The organism is Dyella koreensis, from assembly GCF_044904565.1.
Classification (GTDB): Bacteria; Pseudomonadota; Gammaproteobacteria; order Xanthomonadales; family Rhodanobacteraceae; genus Dyella_D; species Dyella_D koreensis.
In genome coordinates this window covers 42,763-64,667 of the sequence record NZ_JADIKD010000011.1, presented here as the reverse complement: position 1 = coordinate 64,667, position 21,905 = coordinate 42,763, and the positions used below count along the sequence as shown (strand labels likewise).

Genomic DNA, 21,905 nt, shown 5'->3' with positions numbered 1-21,905 from the left:
ACAGCAAGGGGATTCCTCCCGCATGCCAATCAAGCGATTGACCGCCCTCTCCGTGCTGGCTGCCGCCGCTCTCGTTTCCGGCCCGCTGTTCGCCAGCCCCACCACGGAATCGACGCAAGCTTCCCCGGCCGTCGCCACGATTACCCCTCCGCTGTTGAACCAACTGTCGATCTTCGCGCCCGCCCAGGTGCTGTCGCAGTCGGCCATGCCGGCCCATCTGGCGGCCACCGGCGGCAAGTCCGGCGCAGCCGACGATGCCGACGCCGATGACAACGGCGATCTTCGCAGCAACCTGATCAGCCTGGCCATGAAGTTGCGCAACATCCGCTATGTGCGCGGCGGCCACGATCCTTCCACCGGTTTCGATTGCAGCGGTTTCGTCCGCTACGTGTTCGCCCACGCCGTGGGTCTCGAGCTGCCCACCAATTCCGCTTCGCAGTTCCTGGCCGGCCTCAAGGTCAGCCGTTCGGATATGCAGCCGGGCGATCTGGTGTTCTTCCGCACGGCCGGTGGTCGCAAGGGCGGCGGTCGCATTTCGCATGTTGGCATCTACATCGCCAACGGCCAGTTCATCCATTCGCCTTCGCACGGCAAGACCGTGCGCGTGGACAGCCTGCAGGAGGCCTACTGGGCCAAGCGTTTCGCTGGCGCCAAGCGCCCCGAGGCGATCGCGCAGAACGGCTGAGCCTTTCTTCGTTTTTCCGCAGTCCAAGGCCGCCTCAGGGCGGCCTTTTTTATGCGCGTTGACGGATAAAGCGCATCAGCGATTCGGCGCATTCCCAAGCTGGCGCAGCTCGTCCGACTCGACGATGCGCACGCCTTCGCCCGGCGTGCTGGCGAGCCGCCACAGCGCGCGGGCGACCGTTTCCGCCTGGATGCCGCGCCAGCGACCGGGCAGCAGCGTGGCGAATGGGGCGGCCAGTCGTTCGGCCAGCCGGAATTCCTGGCGCGGTCCCAGCAACAAGGAAGGACGCACAATGGTCAGTTGTGGCCAGCCTTGCTTGCCTAGCGACAGCTCCAGCTCGCCCTTGACCCGGTTGTAGAAGGCCCGCGATGACGCGTTCGCGCCGAGCGAGCTGATCACCAGGTAGTGCCGCGCGCCGAGTTTGCGCGCCTTCTGGCCCAGCTCCAGCGGCAGATCGTAATCGGCCATGCGGAACGCCTCGCGCGAACCGGCGTGGCGGATCGTGGTGCCCAGGCAACAGATCGCCACGTCTATCGGCGCCTGTAGCTGCGAGATCAAGCGATGCAGCATGCCCACCGGATTCTCCAGCCGCGGATGCGCAGGCAAAGGGCGGCGCGTCGGCGCGAGAATGCGCGCGACCGCGGGGTCGGCGAGCAATTCGCCCAACACGAAGCCGCCGGTTAGGCCAGTGGCTCCGACGAGCAGGACGTTACGCGGCGTGTCGGTCATGAAGGTCGGCAGCGAGGAAGGCGCAATATCAGCCTGCCACGCTGCGCCTTGGGTGCGCGTGACGGCTTGCTCAGCACAAAATTAAAGGCGGCACGGTTAGCGCATGCTCGCCGGTCGCTGGAAGTTCGCCTGCGGTTTCCACTGCGGATAGCTGGTTTCCATCGACAGCTTGCCGCCGACCATAAACAGCGCGCGCAGGTCTTCCGCCACGCCGCGCAAATCCCACTGGGGATCGCTGGCAGGCGCCGGCGGGTTGTCGCTAAGGCCGAGGTATTCGCCAAAACGCTTGCGGCCCAACGCAAGGCCACCGGTCACCAGGTTCATGCCCGAGCGTGCATACAACACCGGCACGCCATGGCTGGCGAAGCTGAGCTGGTCGGAGCGGTAGAGCAGGCCCTGGATCTCGGCATCGTCCGGCGTCACGCTGCGGTGCTGCGCGCGCACCGCGTCGGCGAGGTAGTCGTCCAGCTGCGATTGCCCGTAGCCCACCACGGCGACATCGTGGCTGGGTCCGAGCTCCGGCAGGGCATCCATATTGATGTCGGCGACGGTGCGATCCAGCGGCACCACGGGATGTTCGACGTAGTAGTGCGAGCCGAGCAGGCCCGACTCCTCCATGGTCAGCGCCAGGAACAGCACACTGCGATGAGGCTTGGGCGCGCGGTGCGCGAATGCTTCCGCCATTTCGAGCAGGCCTGCTAGGCCGGTGGCGCTGTCGACCATGCTGTGCACGGCCTGGGGGTCCTGTTCCTCAGGCTGATCCCAGTGCGTGGAATAGATCACCGCTTCGTCGTCGTGTTTGCTTCCCGGGATCTTGGCGATCACGTTCTGCGACTGGCCGTGCACCACGCTGCTGTCGATGGCGACGCTGGCGGTGGCGTCGAGCGCCACCGGTTTGAAGCCGCGCTGATAGGCCGCTTTTGCCAAGGCATCGAAATCCGCACCAGCATTAGCGAACAGCTTGCGTGCGGCCTCCGTCGTAAGCCAGCCGGCGATGGGAAGGTTAGGCGATTGCCCGGCCCGGCCCGGTGGGTTGTACCAGGCCCCGCCCCAGCGGTTTTTTACTTTGTGCCACGCGTAGCCCGAAGCTGCCGCGTCATGCACCACGAAGGCCGCCGCGGCGCCATGCAGCGCGGCCTGTTCGATCTTGTAGGTCCAGCGGCCGTAGTTGGTCGGTGTGCGACCCTTGAACAGTTGCGGATCCTGGCTGCCCCAGCCGGGATCGTTGGACAGCACCACCACCGTCTTGCCCTTGAGATCGACGCCGGCGTAATCGTTCCACTGCTGCTCCGGTGCGTCGACGCCGTAGCCGACGAAGACCATGGGCGAATCATGGATGGCGGCGTGTTCCTGATTGGCGGGCGAGTTCACCACCATGTCGTCGCCGAACCCGAACTCGAGCGGCGCCTTGCCACCGGCGATGGCGAGCTTCACTTGCTCCGGGTGCAGCACCGTACTGGCGATATATGGCACCTGCTGGACCCAGTTGCCGTCGTTGCCCGGCTGCAGGCCGATGCGCTGGAACTGCTCGATCAGGTACGTCACCGTTTGCCGTTCGCCCTCGCTGCCGGGCGAGCGGTCGCGATAGCCGGGCGAAGTCAGCACTTTGATATGCGCGGCCAGATCGGCCGGCATGATCCCAGGCGAGAAATGAGCGGATGCGGTGCTGTCGTCGCGCGAATTGGCCTGATGGTGCTGGCACGCTGCCAGCACGACACTCATGACGATGATCGACAAAAACCGGCGCATTCCGCGTTCCCGTTACTGCTGGGCTGGAGGCGGAATGTAACCGTGTCTTCGCCGGCTGAAAACGCGCAAGTTTCTGCGGCTCCATCCGGCGAAGACATGCGCTTGCGTACGGGTGGGGACCCTATCGCGCGCCGAAGTGATAGCTCGCTTCGATCCACCATTGGCGCCCATACGGGTCGTAGTTGCCGACCGGATAGAACGGCCAGCCACTGCCGGTGCGGTCGCGCGGTGGGGCCTTGTCCAGCAGGTTGTTGACGATCAGCGACACACTGGCGCGGTCGTTGATGCGCCACGCCACGCTGGCGTTGTAGCGGAAGTAGGGCGCGATGCGTCCGCTCTGATCGGCATTCATCAGGCTGCCGTAGCGGATGCCGTACAGCGTGGTGGTGACGTCGCGGTAATGCCAGCTAAGGCTGCCGTTGATCTTGCTGCGCCATTCGAAGGTGCTGCCCGAATCACTCTGGCCGGCACCATCGCGCAGGTTCAGTACCACGCCGCCGGGGAACTGCTGGTACTCGTGAGTAAGCACCAGGGTGTAATTCATGCGCAGTGCGAAATCGCCGGCCCGCTGCATGCCCCAGCGCAGGTTGCCGCTGGCATCGATGCCGCTGGTGCGTTCGCTCGCCGCGTTGATCGGGTTGACGTAGATGCGCGTGGCAGTAAGCGGATCGACCGCGTTCGCCGCATTGCGCTGCACGCGCGCGAGCGTGGTCTGGCATTGCGGTGAAGTGATGTCCACCGCTTGCCCCGCCTGGGTCTGTCCAAGGCGGCAATCGGCTTCGTCGCGTAGCACGCCGTCCGCGCTGAGGTTGGTGACCTCGTTGTCGATGCGCACGTTGTAGTAATCCACCGAGACATCCATCTGCTGGCTCGGCGACCACACCAGGCCGTAACTGTAGGAGCGGCCGTTTTCCGCCTTCAGTTTGTTACTGCCATAGCTGGTGTAGTTGATGCTCTGGTTGGCAAAGTCGCAGTTGCCGAAGGCCTGTCCCGCCACGCGGCAGCGGTAGTAGTCGGTCAGTCCCGGGATATAGCCGTTGGTGGCGCTGGCGAAGATGTAGTTCATATCCGGCGCACGGAAGCTGGTCGCATAGTTGCCGCGCAGCAGCAGCGAGTCGATCGGGCGATATTCCAGGCCCGTGCTCCAGGTGGTCTTGTGGTCGCGGCGCCCTGCGTAGCTGTAGCTGTCGTAACGGCCCGCCAGCGTCGCAATCAACTTGTCCTGCAAGGGCAGGCTCAGTTCGGCGCCGATGGCATAGCGATCGCGCTTGCCGCTGGAAGGCAGGCTGCCGCTGTTGTTCCAGAACACGCCTTGCGCCAGGCGTGCATCGGGCGTGTTGCGATAGCCCTGGCTGCCGGCTTCGATCACACCGGCAAAGCCCGCCGAGCCGCCGGGCAATGCAAACAGATCACCATGATTCGCGCTCAGGCTCAGTGTCTGCACCCATGCGCTGTTATGGCTGGCGTAGGTATCCGTGAGCCGGTCCCAGCTGGCCGGATCGAGCGGCTGGTAGAGGCGGGCCGGATCGGGCGTATAGACGGCCACGCCATCGGCGGTGCCGGTGCGCTGGCCGAGGAAGTATTCGTCCAGGCCGCTGAGGAAGGCGCGTCGGGTGGTGGTGTTGTCGTATTCGGAGCGGTTGTAGGCGGCCTCGTACCGCCAGCCATCGCCGATCTTGCCGCGCGCGCCGACCGTGGCATTCCAGGAACGCTCGAAGAAGCGCGTGCCGGCCTGCGTGCGGCCGCCGATTTCTTCTGGCGAAAAGCGCCGATACCAGCGCTCCGGGTTGCCAGTGTTGCCGTTGATGAAATAGCTGTTGCTGGCCGCGAGCGAAGTCCAGCTCGGCGCGCGCGTGGTGTTGCTGATCTTGTCCACACCCAGCATGAAGTCGCCGAACAGTTCGGTGTCGTCGCTGAGCTGGTAGTGCAGGCCGGTATAGGCATTAACGTTGCGCTGCTGCGTCTGCACCGTCCAGAAGGTTGGCGCCGCGCGGTCGCTGCCGCAGTAATAGCCGAGGCGCGGGTTATAGGCGCGGCGTACGGTGCCGCCATAAAGGCTGCTCAATCCTTCGCAGGTCGATGCGCTCGGATCGATGTACTTGCCGGTTTGCATGTCGCGCCGATAAAACACCGCTGTGGGCTGGGTAGGCTTGCCGTTGAGGCTGGGATCGCGCGTGAGCGAATCCATGAAGCTCCGGTCCGTGCCCCAGATCGGCGAGCGATGCGTGAGCTCCACGCCGAACACCGCATCCAGCTTGCCCCAGCTATGGCCGCCGCCAATCTGCAGACGCTGGTTGGCGCCGCCACCGCCCTGCGTGCCGCCGACGCGCAAATCCACGTCGACGCCTTTGGCCTTCTTCTTGAGAATCACATTGACCACGCCGGCGATGGCGTCCGAGCCATACACCGCAGACGCGCCGCCGGTCAGCACTTCGATGCGATCGATCATCACGGCGGGGATATTCGCCAGATTCACGAAATTCACCGAGCCGTCGTAAGCGACCGGATAATCCGCGACGCGGCGACCATTGACCAGCACCAGCGTGTGGTTGGGGCCGAGCCCACGCAGATTGATGGTGTTGGCCGCTGGGGTGAAGGTATTGCCGAAATCCTCGCCCTGGGTCATGCCGGTGTTCTGCGTGAGCGCATTAAGCGCGTCATACACACTGCGAAAACCGCGCGCCTCGATATCCGATGCGCTGATGGTGATGACCGGGGTCGGACCTTCGACGTCGACGCGCGGAATGCGCGAGCCGGTGACGGTGACTTGTTCCAGCGTCTTGCTGTCCTTGGTGTCGGCGGCATCAGTGGCGTGGGTGCCGAAAGCGGCGAACAGGCCGAGCCAGAGTGAAGTGCGCAGAAGGGCGCCGCTGCGCGAGGCGGATCGATGTTCCATGGATGATGGGTTCCAGTCTGGGGTAGAGCGCGGGCCTCATGGCCCGCGCCGATGGATCAGAAGGTGTAGTTCACGCCGACATAGGCGTAGCGGCCGCGGGGATCGGCCTGGGTGATGTCGTAATAGGTGTGTGACGGATCCCACGGCGGACGTCGGTTCTGCAGGTTCTGTATCGCCAGCGTCAGCGTGGTGTGCGCGATGCCGGTGTAGGCCACCGACAGATCGAAGGTGCTCCAGTTCTTCACACTCTCCGGATATGCCGCGCTCAATCGGTTCTCAGGGTTCTGCTTGTAGCCGCCTACGTAGTACCAGGTCAGCGTGCTGGCGAAGTCGCCCAGGCTCCAGGTCAGGCCGGTGGTGCCGCGCCATTTCGGCAGCGAGCCGAAGATGTTGGTGCCGGCACCGTTGATCGGCGCGTCGCCGGCCACCAGCGGCTGGCTGTACTTGAGCAAGCGCGTCAAGTTGCCGTTGAGGATGAAATCGCCGTAGCGAGAGGTATGCAGCGCCTGATGGAAATCGATGTCGACGCCGTCGGTGGTCAGGCTCTGCTGGTTTTTGTACTGGTTGGTGATGATGGTGATGCGGCCCTGCGCATCGCGCTGCACGCGCGGATCCTTGCGCAGCACCAGGGTGGCATCGTCATCCGGCCCGATGATGCCGTGCTGCACGATGTGGTAGTAGTCGATACCCACACTGGTGTCGACGCCGGGCGAGATCACGAAGCCAGCGTTGTAGTTCTCTGAGCGCTCTGGCCGCAGCTTGGGATTGGCGGCGAACACGTCGGTATAGCCGCGGCGCTGCCCAGGCGTGATCGGGTCATAAGGATCGACCACCGTGCTGTAGCTCACCGCCGTGCTATGGGTAATTTCCGGCAGCGACGGCGCACGGAAGCCGCGCGAATACGAACCGCGCAGCAACAGCCAGTCCAGCGGCTGGTAGCGCAAGCTGAATTTCGGCGCGAAGGCGTTGCCGAAATCGCTGTAGTGATCCAGCCGCCCCGCGATGCCGACTTCCAGAGTGCTGAGAATCGGTACGTTGAACTCGGCATAGCCCGCGTGCACATCGCGCGAGCCGCGGATGATGTCGATCGCGGGGCGCAGCTCGCTGCCGGACAGCACCGCTTCGGAGGTGCGTGAGTTGATCGATTCGTTGCGGAACTCATAGCCCGCTGCGAAACCTACCGTGCCGGCCGGCAGATCGAACAGCTGCGTGCTGGCGGTGGCGTTCACCGCCGTCAGTCGCGATACCGCCGGGCGTGTGGTGGCGAGACGCAGGGCATCGGTGGCTGCCGCAGGGTTGCCGTTCGCTGCGAAGTCATAGCCACCGCTGGCGAGCAGCGACTGGAATGCGTAGCGATTGCCGAAGTTGGTGACGTATTCCTTCAGGCTGCTTTCCGAATGCTCGGCCGAGACATCCCAGTCCCAGCCGCCGATGTGTCCTTTCACGCCGCCAAGGAAGCGGGTGAAGATGGTGCGGTCGCGCTTGTTGCGCTGGCCTACATCCCACAGGTTGGTGTTCACCGGCGTGGGTACACCGTAAGGGTTGGCTGGATTGCCCGCGGGCAGCGCGGTGTCGATGTTGACCAGCTTCTGGTTAGCGTTGTCCCACGCGCGCAGACCGCTGCCGATGGCCAGCGGCGCACTGAAAACGAAGGCAGCATGGCTGCGGCTGTAGATGGCTTCGCCGTAGGCGTCGATGGTGTCGGTGAGCTTCACTGTGGCGCGCAGCACGGCGTGGTAGCGCTCCACGCCAGGAATCAGTGAGGTGTATGGCGCCGGGTTGTAGGCCCAGGTGTCACCGGACTTGCCGGGCGTGATCGCGCCATACGGCACTCTGCGTACCGGGCCGACGGCGTTGGCGAAACCCTGGTTGGGATCGTTGTTGTAGTAGTTGGTCGGCACCCAGTTCAGACGGCCGCCCGGCTTGTCGCGGAAATCGTTGTTGCGCAGCCAGCTCACATCGTCCTGGTTCAACTGACTGCCGCGCGTGCCGTCGAGTGCGAAGAACACGTTGTAGCCGTCCTTCTTCACGTCACCGTGGCCAAGCAGCAGGTGGAAGTTGTTGGAGGTCTGGCCCGTACCTTCCGTGCTGCCGCCGATGCTCACGCCGGCTTCGGCGCCCTGGTAGTTCTGCTTGAGAATGATGTTGACCACGCCGGCAATGGCATCGGAGCCGTATACCGCAGAAGCGCCGTCCTTCAGCACTTCGACGCGCTCTACCGCGGCGAGCGGCAGCGCATTGAGATCGACGAAGGTGTCCTGCAGTTCGTAGGCGGTGGCGTAGTTCGCTACGCGCTTGCCGTCCACCAGCACCAGCGTGTTCTTCTGGCCCAGGCCGCGCAGCGAGATACCCGCGGTGCCGGCGGAAAAGCTGCCGGTGAGCTGTTCGTTGACGCTGTTGCCGGTGTTGGCGGAGATCGAGCGCAGCACATCGGGCAGGGTGGTCTTGCCGCTGACCTTGATCTGGTCAGCGCTGATCACCTGCACTGGGCTGGGACCTTCGGTGTCGGTGGTCTTGATGTTGGAGCCGGTGACGGTGACCGCTTCGAGCTGGGTCGGTTTCTTGTCGGCGTCTTCGGCGTGAAGTGCGGAGGCCGCCAGCACGGCGGTGATGGCGAGCGGGAGCAGGCTTGGCTTGAACATGACGATGGGCATTCCGGTAAACGCGCCCCTTCCGGCAAAACGCCAGTGAGGGAAAGCGCAGGGGATGCAGCGGGGGAGCTGCCTGGGAAAACGCCGTGGGGACGGCGTCAGGGACGGCGCGGGGTTACGCCAGGGGGTGTGACGCTTGGGGCTGCGGGATCAGCCGATGCGACACATTCGACAGCGACAACAACATCCCGCGCCGTAGACGGCGTGGAGGTGGCGGCCATGCGAATGGAAGGAAAGCAGGGAGAGCATCGTGATATCCGGTGTGCGCGGGCCCGTGAGAAAGGGCCTGGCTTGTCGATCGCGAACCAGGGCGGTCCGCACGGGTTTCTCAGGCGACGGTCAACAACAGCAACAACACATCGCCTTGTAGCGATGCATGTTGCTCATGACAGTGCTGAAACCCTGGATGATCACGATGTGGTGCGTTTCTTATGTAGACCAGTACTGCGTGGACAGATACCGCGCAAATGGATTGGCGGTATGGACGTCCATTTGTTCCATTCGCGGCGAATGATGTCAACCATTTGTTATGCGGTTCGTTGCGGCTGGGCATGGGCGCGGCAGGGCGGATCGCATGCTGGCGGGCTTTGCGAAGGTTCCTGCGGCATCATGCGTCGTATTGTCGCAGGGGTGCCCCGGGCCGGTCCGGGCGCGCATGGCGGCCCGGGTCGGCAGCAGATACCCTTGGCCGGCTTGCCTGGAATCCGCCATGCCCTACGACCTGCCTCCGGTTACTCGTAACCTGTTGATTGCCAACGTTGCCGTCTTCCTGCTCCAGATGGTGATGCCTTCGCTGGAGCCGCTGTTTGCGCTATGGCCGCTGGGCAGCGGCTACTTTGAGCCGTGGCAGATAGTCACCAACGGCTTCATGCATGGGGGCTGGACGCACATCCTCTTCAATATGTTCGCCCTGTACATGTTCGGCGGACAGATCGAGCGCCTGTTCGGCGCGCGCAACTTCACGATCTACTACTTCGTCTGCCTGATCACCGCCTCGGTGCTGCAGCTGGTTGTGCTGCGCTACTTCCTGATGGATTTCGAGACGCCGACGGTGGGCGCCTCCGGTGCGATCTTCGGCCTGCTGCTGGCCTTCGGCATGATGTACCCGCGCGAGAAGCTGATCGTCTTCCCCATTCCGATGGCGATCCCGGCCTGGCTGTTCGTCACCGGCTATGCACTGCTGGAGCTCACCTCCGGCGTCACCGGCTGGATGCCTGGCATCGCCCACTTCGCGCACCTCGGCGGCATGCTGGGCGGCTTCGTGCTGATCCAGTACTGGCGCGGCAAATTTCCCATCAAGCCGCAGCGCCGTCTGTTGCGCTGATCACTTTCCTCTAAGCGGTTCCTTGCATGTCCCAGCACCTTCAGCGCCGGCTTACGCCGCGCCATATCACCTTCATGGCACTGGGCATGGCGATCGGCGCCGGCCTGTTTCTCGGCTCGGCCAATGCCATCAACATGGCGGGGCCGTCGGTGCTGTTTGCCTACCTGTTCGGCGGCGTGATGATCTTCATCATCATGCGCGCGCTGGGCGAGATGGCGGTGCATGACCCGGTGGCTGGTTCGTTCAGCACCTACGCGCATCGTTACCTTGGTCCCTTCGCTGGTTATCTCACTGGCTGGAACTACTGGATCCTGATGGTCGGTGTCGGCATGGCCGAGAGCACGGCTGTGGGCATCTATATGAAGCAGTGGTTTCCGGACCTGCCGCAGTGGATCTGGGTGTTCGGCAGCGTCGCGATGATCGGCGCGTTGAACCTGATGGCGGTGAAGGTCTACGGCGAGATGGAATTCTGGTTCACCATGATCAAGGTGGTGACCGTGGTGCTGATGATCATCGGCGGCGCCGGCATGATCTGGCTAGGCTGGGGCAACAGCGGCCACCCGGTGGGGCTGGGCAACCTGTGGCAGCACGGCGGCTGGTTTCCCAACGGCGTGACCGGCATGGTGCTGGCGCTGCCAGTGGTGGTGTTCGCCTTCGGCGGTATCGAAACCATCGGCATGGCGGCGGGCGAAGCCTCGCAGCCGGAGCGCACCATTCCGCGCGCGGTGAACTCGGTGTTGTGGCGCATCCTGATTTTCTACGTCGGCGCGCTGTTCGTGATCATGGCGATCTATCCGTGGAACCAGCTGGGTACGCAGGGCAGCCCGTTCGTGAGTACCTTTGCCAAGCTGGGCATTTCGCAGGCGGCGGGCATCATCAACTTTGTGGTGATCACCGCCGCGTTGTCCGGCTTCAACAGCACGACGTTCAGTGGCAGTCGCATGCTGTACAGCCTTTCCACCAAGGGGCAGGCGCCGGCGATGCTGAGCAAGGTGAGTACGAACGGCGTACCGGTGCGTGGCGTGCTGGTGACGCTGGTCTGCCTGATCTTTGGCGTGCTGCTGAATTACCTGGTGCCCGAGCGCATCTTCGCGATGATGATGTCGATCCTCGCGTTCAACACGGTGTGGACGTGGGCGATGGTGTTGATCGCGCATTACAGCTTCCGGCGGAAGCATGCGGCGACGGCGTTTCCGTTGCGTGTGTGGCCGTTGAGCAGTGTGGCGTGTCTGCTGTTTCTTGGGTTTGTGGTGTTTATGTTGGGGTATGGGGCGGATACGCGTGTTGCGTTGTATGTGGGTGGGATGTGGGTGGTGGTGTTGAGTTTGGGGTATCAGGTGTTTGGGGTGGGGAAGCGGATGAGTCTGGTGGGCGCGGACGCCGCGCCGGTGTGAGTTCTTTCTCCCTTCTCTTTCGGGAGATGGCTGGGATGACGTGTTCAGTTCTTGCGACGCGCTTCCTACTTCGTCATCCCTGCGTAGGCAGGGATCCAGTGGCGTAGTCGCTCGATTTTAGCGTTTGCGTGTTCTGGCTCGCCTGCGGCGGGCTTCCGCCTCGCTGCCGCGAGTCGGGTCACTTTTCTTTGCTTGCCCACGCACCCGCAGGAGCGGGTGCGAACAGCGCAGCTGGCCCGAAGGGCGAAGGGCATGGATGCCCTGAGTCAAGAAAAGTAACCAAAAGAAAAGGCACCCCTCTTGCGCGCTCTCCGGGCTTCGCCCTTCGAGTCCGTGAGGGTTGGCCGGGCTTTTCGACACGACATCCCTGTCGTGTCGAAAAGGCGCAGGCATCCGTGCCTGCGCCCCCTTCGGGGCCTGATCGTCCAACCCTCACCGCTCCACAGGGGACCCGGTTACGGGCTCGCTTCGCATCGCCTTTCAAAGAAAAAGAAGAACAGCTCCCTCTCCCCTCCGGGGAGAGGGTTGGGGTGAGGGGTGGGTGCTTGAGATAACGCCGCTACGCAGCGGCGTTTTTTTGTCTTTATCTCAGCGCGAGGAAATCCGCGCTCACCACGAATCGCACTGCATCCAGACGCAGCCGTGACTGCGGCAGCGCGGCAAGTAGCGCGGTGCGTTCGTCGGTTACGGCGGTGATCTCCGCGTCGCTGATGGACGGGTTCACTGCGCGTAGGGCGAGCAGGCGCGAGAGGTCGGCGTCGAGGGTGTCTGTGGCCTGGGCGATGGCGTCGGCGATGTGGGTCTGGGCGCGCAGTGCGGCGGCGGCTTCGGCTTTCTCGAGCATCGGCGGCACCAGCTTGGCGAGGAATTTTCGGTAGCGCGCGACTTCGATGTTGCGGTCGGCGGCTTTGCGCAGAGCGATGTCGCTGGGCTGGAAGTCGGCGCGTTCGGCGAGTTTGGTGTCGATGGTGACGACGATGGGCAGGGAGGGCAGGAAGCGTTCCGCGTCGAGTTTGCGGTCGGCTACGCATTCCAGCAGATAGACCGATTGCAGCAGGGCGGTGCGTGGCGGCAGGGCGTCGTCGACCATGAAGGCGGCGTTGCCTTGTTCGCCTGACAGGGCAAGGTCGAGTGCGCCGGCGATCATGGGGTGATCCAGGCGCAGCAGGGGCAGGTCTTCGCGGGCGAGGGCGACGTCGCGTGCGAAGGTCACGGAGACGGGGCCTTCGGCGAAGCCGGGCAGAGCGTCGGTGGAGAGGTATTGCGGGTCGAGCAGCAGTACCCGGCTGCCGAGTTCTTCGGCGTGAATACCGAACTGCTCCAGCAGGTGCTGCACGAACGTATCGCGGCCAGGGTCGCTCTCTTCGCGCGCGAAGGCTTGCTGCAATTCGTCGGCATGCAGGTCGCGGCTGGCGGCGAGTTCGAGCAGATGGTCGCGGCCGGCGCGGATCAACTCGGCCATCTCCTCGTGGCTGCCGCGGGTCTCGGCCAGCAGTACGTCGAGTTCCTGGTCGCGGTTGTCGTCACCACGCGCATGCTGATCGGCGAGGCGCGCCAGCGGGTCGCCATAGCGGCGCAGCAGTTCGCGGCCGTCGGCAGGGCTGAGGCGGAAGGCGTCGACACCTTCGTCGTACCAGCGTGCGAGCACATGCTGCGCGCTATCGGCAACGGCCAGGATATGGATGCTGATGTCGTGCTTCTGCCCAATGCGGTCCAGGCGGCCGATACGCTGTTCGAGCAGGTCCGGATCCAGCGGCAGATCCCACAGCACCAGGCGATGAGCGAACTGGAAGTTGCGGCCTTCGGAGCCAATCTCGGAACACAGCAGCAGACGCGCGCCATCGGGCTGCGCGAAATAGGCGGCGTTACGGTCGCGCTGCACGATGCCGAGGCCTTCGTGGAAACGCGCCACGCCGACACCGCTCTTGGTACGCAGCGCTTCTTCCAGTGCGAGCACCTTGGCCTGGCTGCGGCAGATCAGGAGAAATTTGTCCTGCGGATGCGCGTCGAGCAAGGTCACCAATGCATCGAGACGCGGGTCGGCGCTGTAGTCGAGTTCCAGCGCCGGCGCGGGCTGCTGGATATCAGCGTGGAACTCGGCAAGCAGCGCCTGCCGGCCATCGTCGCTTAGCACGCCCGCATCCAGTACATGCCACACTGGTACACGCTGCGGAAAGCCGCCAATGCCGGCGCGGCGGTTGCGGAACATCGCGCGGCCGGTGCCGTGGCGATCAATCAACGCGGCGATCAGCTCGCGCGCGTTGTCGGGCTTGGTGGTGTCGGCCAAACGCGCCTGCAGCGATTCGTCGCCGGCAAAAGCGACGTGCAAGGTGGCGAGCTGGCTTTCCTCCAGCGGTTTGCCGTCGAGCAGGCGGTCGGCGATCTTCGACAGATTCTGGAAGGTCTCCGACTCCGCCAGATAGGAGTTGAGGTCGTGGTAGCGCTGCGGATCGAGCAAGCGCAGGCGGGCGAAGTGGCCGCTGCGGCCCAGCTGCTCTGGTGTCGCGGTGAGCAGGATCACGCCGGGAGTTACGGCGGCGAGCCCTTCGACCAGCGTGTAGCGTGGGCTGGCCGCTTCCGGCGTCCAGGCCAGGTGATGCGCTTCGTCTACCACCAGTAAATCCCACGGCGCCTGCAGAAGTTGCTCGGCGCGCTTGGGGTGTTGTTCGAGGAAGCCGAAGTCGGCAATCACCAGCTGCTCGTCTTCGAACGGATTGCGCCCGTCGCCGGATTGCTCCACTGCCTCGCAGCGCTCCTCGTCGTAGATGGCGAAACTGAGGTTGAAGCGACGCAGCAACTCCACGAACCACTGATACATCAGTGTGTCCGGCAGCAGCACCAATGCGCGCTGCGCCCGGCCGGTGGCGAGCTGGCGGGCAAGGATCATGCCGGCTTCGATGGTCTTGCCCAAACCCACCTCATCCGCCAGTAATACGCGCGGTGGGCGGCGAGTGGAGGCGATACCCGCCACGCGCAGCTGGTGCGGCACCAGCCCGATGCGGGCGGCACCCAGGCCCCAGGCTGGCGAACGGCGCGCCTCAGCGCGTCGCTGCAGGCCTTCGATGCGCAGATCGAACTGGGCCACCGGATCGGTGCGCCCGCCGACCAGGCGGTCATCGGCCTGGCTGACGCTCTGCTCATCGTCCAGCTGCCCTTCGTGCAGCTCGCGGCCTTCGCCGCGGTAGATCAGCAGGTCGTCTTTGATCTCCACTCGCTCAACCAGGAAGGCAAGCCCCTTGCCCGCCACCCGCTGGCCCGCGCGGAACTCAGCGCGCACCAGCGGCGCCGAATCCATCGCATAAGGGCGCAGCACACCGGCCTTGGCGAACAGTACCTGCACCCCGCGACCCTCCACCCGCAGCACGGTGCCGAGGCCCAGTTCGGGTTCGGCGGTGGAGATCCATCGTTGGCCTGGTACGAACATCGCGCTGTTGCTTCTTCTGTAAATCGGGCCTGCGATTATCCGCTCAGCAGCGAGCCATGCCTAGCAAAGGATGGTGGCGGACCACCCATGAGCGGTACCGGCCGCAAGTGATGACCGTCACGATCCCTGCCGCGTTGACTGCCGCTCGTCGGACAAATCCTTCCATTGGTCGGCAAAGACTGGCGGCGGCTTCAGGCCGGCGAGAGAGTTCGTGCCAAGGGTTACAGGGGATGGATATGTCCGTGCGGGGCAGCTTGAGAGAAGGCTGGGCGGCGCTGCGACCGGCCTCCGCCGGTAGGGACGCACGCTTGGGGCGGCGCGTCGGCGGCTTCACCATGGTAGAGCTCATGGTGACACTGGGAGTGGTCGCTATCTTGGTAGTAGTGGCCGTCCCCAGCTTCAAGAACATGATCATCTCCAACAAGCTCACCACGGCCGCCAACGATGTCGTGACGGCACTGAACGTGGCGCGCATGGAAGCGATCAAGCGCAACGGAAGCACGGGTTTCTGCAGCGACTCCGCCACTAACAACACCAGCGATACGCTGGGTAGCGCTTGCACACAGAACGGTGTGGTTCAGACCGGTGCGGTTTACGTGCTGACATCCGGCACCAATACCAATCCAGTACGGGGGATGGTTGTTGGCATCACATCGCCCCTGAAATTGAACAGCAGCATGATCGCCCTACGTTACAACGGTACTGGGCTGGCACGGAAGGCGGGCGACACATCGGTGTATGACGGCCAGATAGCAGATATCTGCACCAGCGCCATCAGTAGCTACAACCACCGCACCATCAAGATGGCGGCTGGCTCGATTCTTGTGACCGATGCCAGCTCAGGAGCGTGTCCATGAGTAGTCACGCTGTTTCGTTCTTAGCGTGCGCCGCATCCGGCCAGCCGCGCATACTGCCCGCCAAGAAAGGGCAGGTCGGCGTCGGTCTGATCGAAGTGTTGGTGGCGGTGCTGGTGCTTTCTATTGGTTTCTTGGGCATAGCCGCCATGCAGGCCAAGTCGCTTTCCACCAACAACAGTGCCATGGCGCGCAGCATGGCCACGATCGCGAGTTATTCGATTCTCGATGCCATGCGCGCGGACCTGCCCAATGCCGTGAGCGGCAACTACAACGGCACCTACAAGGCGAATGCCTGCACGGCGCCATCGGCGGGGGCGAGCCTATCCAGCAACCAGACCTATCAGTGGTGCCAGCAGTTAGGCGCCACCCTCGGCGCCACCGCCAACACCAGCGGCAAGATTGCCTGCTCCGCGGCATCGGGTACTAGCACGACCAACTGCACCATCACGATCCAGTTCGATGACAGCCGCGCCGGCGTTGGCGGCAAGGCTGCACAGCAAGTCATTACCCAGGCCATCCTATGAGTGACTACGTCCGACGTTACGCCAAGCCGTTTCGGCATTCTTCCGGGTTTACGCTGATCGAGCTGATGGTGGCCATGCTGCTGGGCCTGATCGTCGTGGGCGGGGTGGCCAGCGTTTTTTTGGCAGGCCAGCAGACCTATCGCGCTAATGACGCGCTGAGTGACGTCGAGAACGGTTCGCGCGCGGCATTCGAGATGCTGGCGCACGATATCCGCAATGCCGGACTTACTGGTTGCGACAACAGCAATGGCCGCGTCGCCAATGTCATCAACCCGCCGTTCCCGTGGTACGCCGACTGGGCCAATGCGTTGCATGGCTACGACGATGCCACCAAGGACCCGGCGTTGGTCCCTCCTGCTGTCCCTACGACTGGTGAAATGTCACCCGTGGCCAATACTAGCTCGGTGCATGTGATCAGCACGGGTAATCTGGACGTCACCGTCTCCAGTGTCCCCTCGAGCAACGCGGCGAACATCAAGATCAACGCGGACACCAGTCAGTTAAATACTGGCGATATGATCATGCTCTGCGATTTCGATCATGCGGCCATTGTCCAGATCGACGTGTACGCCGGCAGCGGCATGGTGGTCGTCCACAATACGGGCAACAAGGTTTCTCCAGGAAACTGTTCCAAAGGCTTGGGTTATCCGACCATCTGCAGTGGCAGCGCCACGGGTAATGGCTATTCGTTTCCGCCTAATTCGCGCATTGCCAAACTCACGGCGTCGGTCTGGTACATCGGCAACAACTCGGCCAATGGCAGATCGCTGTATCGACTGAATGCGACCTCCAGCAGCTCTGGTATATCTGCGGTGCCCCAGGAGATGGTGCGCAATGTCACCGGCATGACGATCAAGTACATGCAGCCGTCTGGCGCTGATTTCGTTACCGCCGCAAGCGTGACCAACTGGGCCACGGCCAATGCCGCGCAGATCAAGCTCACCTTGCAGAGCACCAACCCGAGAGCGACCGTCAACGGCGCCGCACCGCTGGTGCGCCCGTTTACTAGTACCACCACAGTGCGCAACCGAGTGCAATGACATGAAAACGGCCCACGTTTCACATGCACCTCGCGGCCGCCGGACTGAGCGCCGCTTGCCGTTGGCATACGCCCAGCGTGGTATCGCGCTGGTGGTGGCCTTGATCCTGCTGATCTTGATCACTCTGGTAGGGCTTGCGGCTATGCGCGGCACCATCATGCAGCAGCGCATGACCGCCAATCAGTACGACCGCCAGATTGCTTTCCAGAGTGCCGAGGCGGCTATTCGCGAGGCGGCCGCGCTGATTCCCAGCCAGCCTACGCTGATCTGGCACAACTGCCAGAGCGGCGGTGTGACGTGCTTGCCCAACCCGTTCAACGATACGAATCTACCATCCACGGCCATCCACCCCGTGGCCACAGGCACGGCGACGGGCAGCTTTACCGCTAGCCCAGCTGCCACCGGCCAGCCACAGTACGTGGTGGAAAGCATGGGCAGCTGGGTTGACCAGACCACCAATACCGGTGCCGGGCAGACTGCAAACTGCCGCAATTACGGTGTGCAGGGTTGCTCGAGCCAGTTGCTGTACTACCGCATCACGGCGCGCAGCGGCGACCCCGCCAAGGTGGGTGACCGCGCGGTGGTCACTTTGCAAGCCGTCATTAAGCAGGGCTGAGCGTGATGATTTCCACGCCAGCGTCTCGCCTGGTTCCTGCACTGGGTAAAAACATCACACTTCAGGGTGAAGCCACCATGCATGCCCCGTCGCAACTGGGCCGCCGTTTCGGGCAAGCCCTTCGCAAGCTGTTCGGCACCGCACTGGCCATCTGGTTGCTGGGCGCTGTCTACATGCCGGCCGTGGCGGCCACTGCGACCCGGGTCGCCGTTGACCAGCAGCCGCTGACCTTGCAGCCGCCGATTCCGCCGAACATCGTATTGATGCTCGACGACTCCGGCTCCATGGCCTGGGACTACATGCCGGATGCGTGCTACTTGAACGGCGTGACATGCACGGGGACTGGCAGCGGCACGACGTCCAGCGGCAATGGCACCGATAGGGTGTCGGCGGTCGTCAATGACGCCATGATCGACTCGAACAATAACGGGGTCTATTACAACCCCACTGTCACTTATACGCCGCCGGTCAAGGCGGACGGCTCTTCATATCCCAATATGACCGACATCACGTCGGTGCCGGTGAACGGGTTCAGTACCAGCAGTTCCACGGTGGATATCACTGGCTATTCGAACACCGATATCCGAGGCGAGAATCAGGGAAGCAACTTCAGTACCCTCTATTATTCGACCACCAGTAGCAACCTTGCCACCTACAGTAACAAGGCTGCGTCACAGAGTGACTGCGATAATGCTTACTGGAACCAGTCCAACGACGGTAATGGCGATCAGTGGAGCAGCAAGACCGGGATATGTACGTTTAAATACTATCCGACCTATTTCCAGTACTCGCAGGACTCGAATGGAGGCGCGGGCCCTTATACGGATTACTACGTGGCTGCGTCGAGTTGCGCGTCGGGCGACAGCAACTGTGTCGTAGCGTCCGACACGTCCGGTACCGCCGCGCCTAAAGGGACTGCGGCGGGCCAGAATATCGCGAACTGGTTTGCCTACTATCACACCCGAATTCTGATGGCCAAGAGTGGTCTGATGAATGCGTTTTCCGGACTCAACAAGACGTTCCGCGTCGGTTTCGGCTCAATCGATGGCAACAACACGAGTGGCCTGCCATCCTCCAAGTACACCTATAACGATACGTACAACAACAAGACCAACGCGATCGCAAACGTGACGCCGTTTGGTGACGGTTCCTCCTCTACCGATCAAAAGACCGCTTTCTGGAGCTGGATCGTTGGTGAAAAGGCCAGTAACGGCACGCCCCTTCGTCAGGCACTGGATCAGGTCGGTCAGTACTACCAGACAACCCAGCCCTGGTCGACGATGTCTACCGATCCGTCTTCGGTATCCGCCACCACCGAAATCGCCTGTCGCCAGTCGTACACCATCCTCACGACCGACGGTTTCTGGAACGATGACTTCAGCGGTCCCGGCAATGCCGACGGTACCGCCGGCACCACGGTGAAGGGGCCGAACAATCAGAGCTATACCTACCAGCCCAAAGACCCTTTCCAGGACAACAACAGCGACACGCTCGCCGACGTCGCGATGAACTACTGGGAAACGGATCTGCGGCCGAGCACGGCCAATTCAGTGCCGACCAGCACGGCGGATCCGGCGTTCTGGCAGCACATGACCACCTTCACGATGGGGCTGGGGTTTACGCCAACCGGCATCCAGCCCGTGGGCACCACGATCAAGCAGATCTTCGATTGGGCCACGGGCGCTGGCTCGAGCATCGGTAGTTTCAGCTGGCCCACGCCTGCGTCCAATTCGATCAACAACATTGCCGACCTCGCTCACGCGGCAGTGAACGGTCATGGCGGGTTCTATTCCGCCACCAGCCCCGCAGCATTTGCCAGCGGCCTGAGCGATGCATTGAAGCGTGCCGCCGAGCGCGTGGGTACGGGCGCCAGCTTGGCGGCGAACTCGACCCAGCTGACCACTGGCACGGTGGCTTATCAGGCGAACTACTACACGGCCAAGTGGAAGGGCGACCTGAAATCAATGGCGATCAATGCAGGCAATGGCGCAATTTCCACCACGCCAACATGGCAAGCCTCGACCCAGTTGACGACGAGTGCCACTGCCAACGGCACGGTGCTGACTTTCCCGAGTCGCACGATCTATACCTACAATCCCAGTGCGACCACCGGCTCGCCATTCGTGGCGTTCAAGAATTCGACCAGTACGAGTTCGACCAGCACTCCCCCCGCCTTGTCCTCCACACAGTTGGCCGCCTTGGGCACCGATGCCGCGACCCAGATGAATGTGGTCAATTACCTGCGCGGCGACAACACGCTGGAGATGAAAAACAACGGCACCTACCGCAACCGGGATACGCCACTGGGCGATATCGTGGATTCCCAGCCGGTATACGTCGGTCCGCCGAACCCGAACGAGTTCGTCAACCAGACGTTCTCAGGCATCAACCCTTCCAGCTCCACCAGTACCGATGACTTCCAGTGGTGGGCGGTGGGTACGACAGATAGCAGCGGCAATCCAGTCGCCAGCGCCGCATCGAAGCGCACGCCACTGGTGTTTGTCGCCGCCAACGACGGCATGTTGCACGCGTTCAATGCCAGCACTGGCTCAGAGGTCTATGCGTATTTGCCGGGCGCGGTGATTACTTCGGGAGTGGCGAACTTGGCCAGTTCAGGCTACGGCGGAGACAGCGTCCCGCACCAGTACTACAACGACGGTGAGCTGACTGTCGCGGACGTCTATCTACCCTCGCTTACGAAGATCAACAACTCTGCGTGGCATACGATCCTGGTGGGCACTACCGGCCGCGGTACGGCGGAAGCCGTCTATGCATTGGACATCACCGATCCCGGCAATATCACGCCACTGTGGGAACGCTCGGCTGGCGATGGCCAGACCAATAGCAATTACATCGGCCAGATGACAGGCAAGCCGGTGATTGCGCAGGTAGCGGACGGTAACTGGGAGGTGCTGATCGGCAATGGCTACAACAGCGCTAGTGGCAAGGCGGCGTTGCTGGAGTTCGAACTGGATAACGGCACGCTAAGTATCCATACGACTGATACAACCCCGAACAATGGTCTGGCGGCCCCCGTGGCATGGATGGACGACCCTACCAATGGCGTCAGCATGGAGGCCTATGCGGGCGACCTGGCGGGGCGTGTGTGGACGTTCCCGCTAGCCAAATTCGTGACCACGGGGAATGGCAGCAATGCCGTCACGACACTCAATGCCGATCTGAGTACCGCTGGCACCAAAGTGTTCACCGCGACCGATCCTGGTGGCACAGCTCAGCCGATCACGGCGGGCATGTCGGCGGGCAGAGATCCTATAACCGGCAATGTCTGGGTGTTTTTTGGGACAGGCCAGTACCTCAGTTCGTCAGACCTGGCAGGCAAGCAGGTGCAGAGCTGGTATGGCGTGATCGTTCAGTCAGGACAGAACCCGTCCAGCCTGCCGAGCTTGCCTACGACACGCAGCAACCTGGTATCGCGTTCCATTATTTTCGAGCAAAGCGGCAATCCAAGCGCTACGCCGCCGACAGTGGGTTTGCGCGCCGTGTCCGCAGGGACCGCTGGTGACATGACTAGCAAGGGCGGCTGGTATATGGATTTGGTGCAGCCGGTGACCGATAGCGCCGGCAACATTACCAGTACCAACGCGCAGGGCGAGCGGATGGTCACCCCCAGCCAGTTCCAGGGCAATTTGTTGTTGGGCACAACGCGTATTCCGGTGGTTACGGATATTTGCAATCCGTCCGGCAGTGGTTGGGTCATGGCGATCAATCCTTTTACAGGTACCAACCCATCGGCTGGCTTCTTCATGGCCAATGGCGGTTCTGGCCTGGTCACTTTGCCGAACGGCACGAAAGTCGCCGCAGCAGGCGTCGGCTTCAGTTCGCTGCCCAATAACCCGATCTTTGTCGGCGGCGACATGCTGGAGAGTTTTGACAATGGCAGCACATCCAGCCTGATGACGTCGGGTTCGACTGGCGGTCTGACACGCGTGTCCTGGCAGGAACTGATTAATCCATGAGGAGCGGGGCGATGAATCGATACCCGGTGGGTAAACGCG

13 protein-coding genes are annotated in these 21,905 nt (G+C 62.8%); 8 read left to right on the top strand and 5 right to left on the bottom strand.

Features of this window, described 5'->3' with window-relative positions:
* Positions 1-22: 22 nt before the first annotated feature.
* Complete coding sequence (locus ISS97_RS12320) at positions 23-685, top strand: C40 family peptidase (RefSeq protein ID WP_379983804.1); 663 nt, start codon at positions 23-25, stop codon at positions 683-685.
* A 75-nt stretch (positions 686-760) separates the two neighbouring features.
* Here ISS97_RS12320 and ISS97_RS12315 read toward each other — a convergent pair whose 3' ends face one another.
* The 4 genes from ISS97_RS12315 to ISS97_RS12300 all read right to left on the bottom strand — a co-directional run bounded on the left by ISS97_RS12315 (position 761) and on the right by ISS97_RS12300 (position 8,701).
* Complete coding sequence (locus tag ISS97_RS12315) at positions 761-1,414, bottom strand: oxidoreductase (protein WP_379983803.1); 654 nt, start codon at positions 1,412-1,414, stop codon at positions 761-763.
* Between the two features lie 96 nt (positions 1,415-1,510).
* A complete protein-coding gene (locus ISS97_RS12310) occupies positions 1,511-3,163 on the bottom strand; it encodes a M28 family peptidase (RefSeq protein ID WP_379983802.1) in 1,653 nt (550 codons plus the stop codon).
* 121 nt (positions 3,164-3,284) lie between these two features.
* Positions 3,285-6,059, bottom strand: a complete 2,775-nt coding sequence (locus tag ISS97_RS12305) for a TonB-dependent receptor plug domain-containing protein (RefSeq protein WP_379983801.1) — start codon at positions 6,057-6,059, stop codon at positions 3,285-3,287.
* Positions 6,060-6,115: 56 nt separating this feature from the next.
* Positions 6,116-8,701 carry a TonB-dependent receptor plug domain-containing protein gene (locus ISS97_RS12300; RefSeq protein WP_379983800.1) on the bottom strand — a complete coding sequence of 862 codons (2,586 nt, stop codon included), beginning with the start codon at positions 8,699-8,701 and terminating at the stop codon, positions 6,116-6,118.
* Positions 8,702-9,419: 718 nt separating this feature from the next.
* Here ISS97_RS12300 and ISS97_RS12295 point away from each other — a divergent pair.
* Positions 9,420-10,034 (top strand): rhomboid family intramembrane serine protease, encoded by a 615-nt coding sequence (locus ISS97_RS12295; protein WP_379983799.1) that lies wholly within the window; start codon positions 9,420-9,422, stop codon positions 10,032-10,034.
* Positions 10,035-10,060: 26 nt separating this feature from the next.
* Positions 10,061-11,428 carry an amino acid permease gene (locus ISS97_RS12290; protein WP_379983798.1) on the top strand — a complete coding sequence of 456 codons (1,368 nt, stop codon included), beginning with the start codon at positions 10,061-10,063 and terminating at the stop codon, positions 11,426-11,428.
* Positions 11,429-12,011: 583 nt separating this feature from the next.
* On the opposite strand, the gene rapA is transcribed toward ISS97_RS12290, so the two are convergent.
* Complete coding sequence (rapA, locus tag ISS97_RS12285; RefSeq protein WP_379983797.1) at positions 12,012-14,852, bottom strand: RNA polymerase-associated protein RapA; 2,841 nt, start codon at positions 14,850-14,852, stop codon at positions 12,012-12,014.
* Between the two features lie 230 nt (positions 14,853-15,082).
* On the opposite strand from rapA, the gene ISS97_RS12280 reads away from it, so the two are divergent.
* From ISS97_RS12280 to ISS97_RS12260, 5 genes are all read left to right on the top strand, one after another.
* Positions 15,083-15,709 carry a pilus assembly FimT family protein gene (locus ISS97_RS12280; protein ID WP_379983796.1) on the top strand — a complete coding sequence of 209 codons (627 nt, stop codon included), beginning with the start codon at positions 15,083-15,085 and terminating at the stop codon, positions 15,707-15,709.
* On the top strand, positions 15,706-16,233 hold the full coding sequence (gene pilV, locus ISS97_RS12275) for a type IV pilus modification protein PilV (protein ID WP_379983795.1): 528 nt from the start codon (positions 15,706-15,708) through the stop codon (positions 16,231-16,233). The genes ISS97_RS12280 and pilV overlap by 4 nt, the downstream gene beginning before the upstream one ends.
* Positions 16,230-17,273 (top strand): prepilin-type N-terminal cleavage/methylation domain-containing protein, encoded by a 1,044-nt coding sequence (locus tag ISS97_RS12270; protein WP_379983794.1) that lies wholly within the window; start codon positions 16,230-16,232, stop codon positions 17,271-17,273. Before pilV ends, ISS97_RS12270 begins: the two co-directional genes overlap by 4 nt.
* A gap of 55 nt (positions 17,274-17,328) precedes the next feature.
* Complete coding sequence (locus ISS97_RS12265; RefSeq protein ID WP_379983793.1) at positions 17,329-17,889, top strand: pilus assembly PilX family protein; 561 nt, start codon at positions 17,329-17,331, stop codon at positions 17,887-17,889.
* A gap of 77 nt (positions 17,890-17,966) precedes the next feature.
* Positions 17,967-21,866: a pilus assembly protein gene (locus tag ISS97_RS12260; RefSeq protein WP_379983792.1), complete on the top strand. Its 3,900-nt coding sequence runs from the start codon at positions 17,967-17,969 to the stop codon at positions 21,864-21,866.
* Positions 21,867-21,905 lie beyond the last annotated feature (39 nt).